The sequence below is a fragment of the Bacillus sp. SM2101 genome (assembly GCF_018588585.1).
Taxonomy (GTDB): domain Bacteria; phylum Bacillota; class Bacilli; order Bacillales; family SM2101; genus Nanhaiella; species Nanhaiella sioensis.
On record NZ_JAEUFG010000068.1, the window covers coordinates 1 to 4,243 of the forward strand.

The 4,243-nt window shown below is 32.4% G+C and carries 5 protein-coding genes; all 5 read right to left on the bottom strand.

Going from position 1 to position 4,243, the window contains the following annotated elements:
- Positions 1–286: 286 nt before the first annotated feature.
- The 5 genes from JM172_RS23980 to JM172_RS24000 all read right to left on the bottom strand — a co-directional run bounded on the left by JM172_RS23980 (position 287) and on the right by JM172_RS24000 (position 3,956).
- Positions 287–1,060, bottom strand: a complete 774-nt coding sequence (locus JM172_RS23980) for a GNAT family N-acetyltransferase (RefSeq protein ID WP_214484905.1) — start codon at positions 1,058–1,060, stop codon at positions 287–289.
- A 50-nt stretch (positions 1,061–1,110) separates the two neighbouring features.
- Entirely contained in the window at positions 1,111–1,626 is a 516-nt protein-coding gene (locus tag JM172_RS23985) for a GNAT family N-acetyltransferase (protein WP_352224146.1), read from the bottom strand.
- Between the two features lie 670 nt (positions 1,627–2,296).
- The gene (locus JM172_RS23990) at positions 2,297–2,833 is read right to left on the bottom strand and encodes a putative immunity protein (RefSeq protein WP_214484906.1); all 537 of its coding nucleotides are present in this window, start codon (positions 2,831–2,833) and stop codon (positions 2,297–2,299) included.
- Positions 2,834–3,079: 246 nt separating this feature from the next.
- Positions 3,080–3,325 (bottom strand): hypothetical protein, encoded by a 246-nt coding sequence (locus tag JM172_RS23995; RefSeq protein ID WP_214484907.1) that lies wholly within the window; start codon positions 3,323–3,325, stop codon positions 3,080–3,082.
- A gap of 220 nt (positions 3,326–3,545) precedes the next feature.
- Positions 3,546–3,956 (bottom strand): NUDIX hydrolase, encoded by a 411-nt coding sequence (locus tag JM172_RS24000; RefSeq protein ID WP_214484908.1) that lies wholly within the window; start codon positions 3,954–3,956, stop codon positions 3,546–3,548.
- Between the last annotated feature and the right edge of the window lie 287 nt (positions 3,957–4,243).

Genomic DNA, 4,243 nt, shown 5'->3' on the forward strand with positions numbered 1-4,243 from the left:
TAGTGAATACCAGCTAAATATCTCTTCAAATTATCAACTTTTGAGTAGTCAAATTTATATTTTCTTTCTTTTTCTATGGTATTGAATCTATTAATTAATCTGCCGTTACTTTTAGCGCAGAATTTCACAAGCTCTTCTATATTTTAACCTACAAATCCAATTTTCTTTAAAGGCATTGTTCTAGAATATGGCCCAATACAAAAAAAAACGCACTGTTAAATAAGTGCGCCAGATTGTGGAATAATCGGATTATTATCAGGCTAATATTTAATCTATATCTACAAGCTTATTTTTTATAATTAATATAATACGTATCATAAGACTCTTCCAAAATGTAACCAAGTTTTTGTGCTAAATGAGCAGATTCAATGTTAGCTGCATCCCAACTAGGATACAACCCCTCGTCAAGACAATCTAAAATCAATGCAGATGCTGCTATTGATGCTAAGCCTTTTCTTCTATGCAATGGATGTGTAGCAACTTCAATCTCAATTCCATGATCATAAATACTATATGATGATGCTCCACATACAACTTGTCCATCATATAAAATTGCATACCCTATACCTCTATTTATAAAACCATCTATTGAATCAAACTGACTTGTAAAATCCTCTGAAATATCATGTAGGGACGGTTCTTTGGCTAATGTTGAATCTATTTTTTGTAGTTTATATCCTTTTGGTAATGTTGATAAAATAGCATGTATGTGACTTTGGTTTAGATCTTCAGGGTTTTTTTTGAATTTATATCGTTGAAATTTATCCAAAACTCCTTTATGAACAGTCTCTATGCGATTTTTCCATTCGTCATTATTTACGATCACATAGATATGTTCAGGAAGGTTGTGGAGTAACTCCTCAGCACCCTTCGAATATGGGTTGCCAGCATAGTATACAAAAATACCCACCATAATTTGTGCAGTAGTCGGGTTCTCAAGGTCATCAACCCAAGCAGTTCCCATATGACCTTGGAGACACGAAAGAACCACAGTACTATCTATTTCTTTAAACATAGGTAACAACTTTTTTCTTATACTGATATCTGCTTCATGTATCATTAAAATGCCTCTTTTCAAATATATTTTTACTGTGAATTTTTACATCAAAATCAGTCTAATATTTTCTCTAGCCTATGGTTTGAAACCTTGAACTCGCCCCCTGTCTCAAATTCTTGAATGTATTTTCCGTCTTCAAAACGCTCTCTAAATTCACCCTTACAAATTTCGTTAATCATTCCCTTCCAAAAAGAACGAGCACGCTTGTTTTTTTCTATTTGAGTAATCATCCAATCACCTGGAAACATGGTAAGTACTTTTTTCGCAATTTTTTTCCCGTAGCCATTACCACTATATTTAGCCATAATAAAGAATTCCTGAATTGTGTTGGGGCTCGACTCAGTTGAGCTTTCAACAAGAGTAAATCCAATAAATTCATCTTCTAATTTTATAAAGTAAGCATGAAAGTTACTATTAGCCCAATACTTCTCTAAATTAAAAGGTTTATAAGTTCCATTCTGTTCTAATATTATAGTAGGAATATATTTACTAAACTCATATATGTAAAACTGCATTATGTTACGTAATATATTCTCTTCCTTTGGTTGTACTTTTTGTAAAGTAAGCACGATATCAACTCCTACACATAAAATTATGGCGTTCTTCAACAATTATCCAACGACACTGAGATATAATTTATTAGACTAACTTATGTGAGGAAAACAGGAAATTAAATGATATGTATTTATTCCTATATAATATTTATTAATCATTCAAAAATTAAAAAAGCCACAGGGCTATATAAATTAACCTTGTGACTCCCATTTCGTTCTTTTTCGAAAATATACTTACATACCCTTTTCATCGAGGATTATTTTCTTAATCCGCATGAGTGAGAGGCAATACATTTAATTCCCAAGGTTATCCTCATTAAATTAGTCATTGTTTACCCTCACTCCCTTCTATAATATGACAACTATACCAAACATACTTGTTTAAATCAATAGCTTAAGCCACACCCACTTTACTATTACTTTCTACAATAAAGCACCTTGTTCACACGATAAATAAAATAATTTATTGTGCAACAACATGACCTTATGAAAATAAAAGCACTAATCCTTGTTACATTTTAGCGCCATATTCGTATTATAAGATTCGCAAATTACCTGGCTGCCCATTTTATAGACTTTATCCTTAAGGTACTCAGGATCGCCTTAACTATATTCTTTGCGCCATATTGTTGAAGATAATTCAACCTCTCATACCTCGTTAAGAAATTTAAAGTTCTGGTTTAGATCATTCGTCATCTAAAATCAACTCATTTAATATTTTTAATTGTCTTTGCCTCTCTTTTGTTGCGGTATCTAGTGAGTTATCTGATAAAGAATTTATCAGCTTAACTGCGTAGTCACTACAAACTAAAGCATGTCCTCTCATATGTCCTGTTGCAATTGCTTGGGCAAATGAACGTGCAGCGAATTTACTTGCTTCTGTTATAGACTCCTTAGCTAATTCATTTACGATAAATCCTACTTTTCGCAAATCATATGCTCTTATACTCCCTTCTATACGTTTTTCAAGACTTTCTATCCCTAATTTAATGCGCTCATCATTCTTCAACTGATTATCTAGGTGAATTAAGTGTTTATTAGCAACTTTTAAGGCCCATTGTGCTAGACTTTTTTGTGACAATTCTTCAAGGGCTTTTTCAATCCTATTCCTTATTTCTGTGTTATCCACGATTTTTATTTTTGGCTTACTATATGTAAATTCTCTTTGCATTTCTTTTAATTTTTGCTCATGTTTATTCCAGGCATAATCATCTATATTCATAAAAACTACCACCCTTTTGAGAAATTCCTATCTAAATTTCTTAAACTCTTCTGCCAATTAACTTAAGACCAATTATTTCAAATGTTCAGTTCTTAGGCAATCCTTTTTCAAAGCATATGGTACTCAAAAGAAAAAGACGTTTATCTAATTTATTTCAGATTTGCGCCATATTGCGGAAGATCAGCACAATAAAAAGGAGTACCTCGTACCCCCTTTTTTTAGCTAGTTTATTGGTTTCAGCCCAACCTATACTACCATTATAAGAACCCCATATACAAACCCAGCGAATAATAATCCTAATATTATAAAAGCTAGCCTTTTAGGTACGCCCTTTGTGCTCAAAAAAGCTGTGATTATCGCAAGTGAGAATCCAATGAGGAGAATGTTAATTCCAAGTTGTCCACTAATATTTTCATTTCCACGAAAAAGTAATAAAAATGTAGAAGTTATAATTATTAGACCTAAAGATACCCATCCAAGATACTTTTTCATTCATTTCCCTCCTTACACAACCTTATATATACAATACCACAACAGTTAAATAATACCATATTTTGTTGATTGAGTTTGGATGTAGCTAAGAAAAAAAGATATATGACATTAAGGTGGTTTCAATATTAAAACTCCCTATTCCTCAGCATATTATAATTGTGAGAAATTGGGAGTTTTTACTCTGTTCAAGCGCCATATAGTTGAAGAACCGGAGGGTTTATTAACCTTGAAATGTATAAGGAGAAGAGGCTTTTAGTAAGCTATCCACTCCATAAGGATGATAAGGCATTAATTCATTAGCCCTTTGTATGTCTACCCACTCAATTTCTGAAATTTCGTCTCTATCTATAATTGAAATTTCTCCCTCGATGACTTTTGCTTTAAATGTTATAAATAAAGCGTGATGTCCCTTTTCTTTAAAAAACGCTTCATTGACAGCTATAACCTCAGCAGCTTCAATTGTTAAACTTGTTTCTTCCTTAACCTCTCGAACAACTGCTTGTTCTAAAGTTTCCCCTTGTTCCACTGCACCGCCAGGAAGAGACCAACCTCCACCCTTATTATTAACCATAAGGATTTTATTCTCATCCTCTTTATAAATAAAAGCATATGCTACATTTACTCTATTCATTTATTACACACTCCTATCTATTTATTTCAGGATTAATTCATATATAACAGAATGTTCTGCAACTTCTCTGCAAGTTTGCTTAATACTAATTATTTCAAAGACAGCTAGTTTAGACAATCAAAAAATAGACACAATTCTTATTCCTGAAATGGGCCCGATAGTCGAAAGCTTGAATTCGAGATAACTTGTAATATGTTCTTCGATTTAAGTCCCCTTTACTTTAAGTACATTACTTCACAAACTCTACATTTTAGTTATCTTCATAGACTTTATACCAATGGTATGGT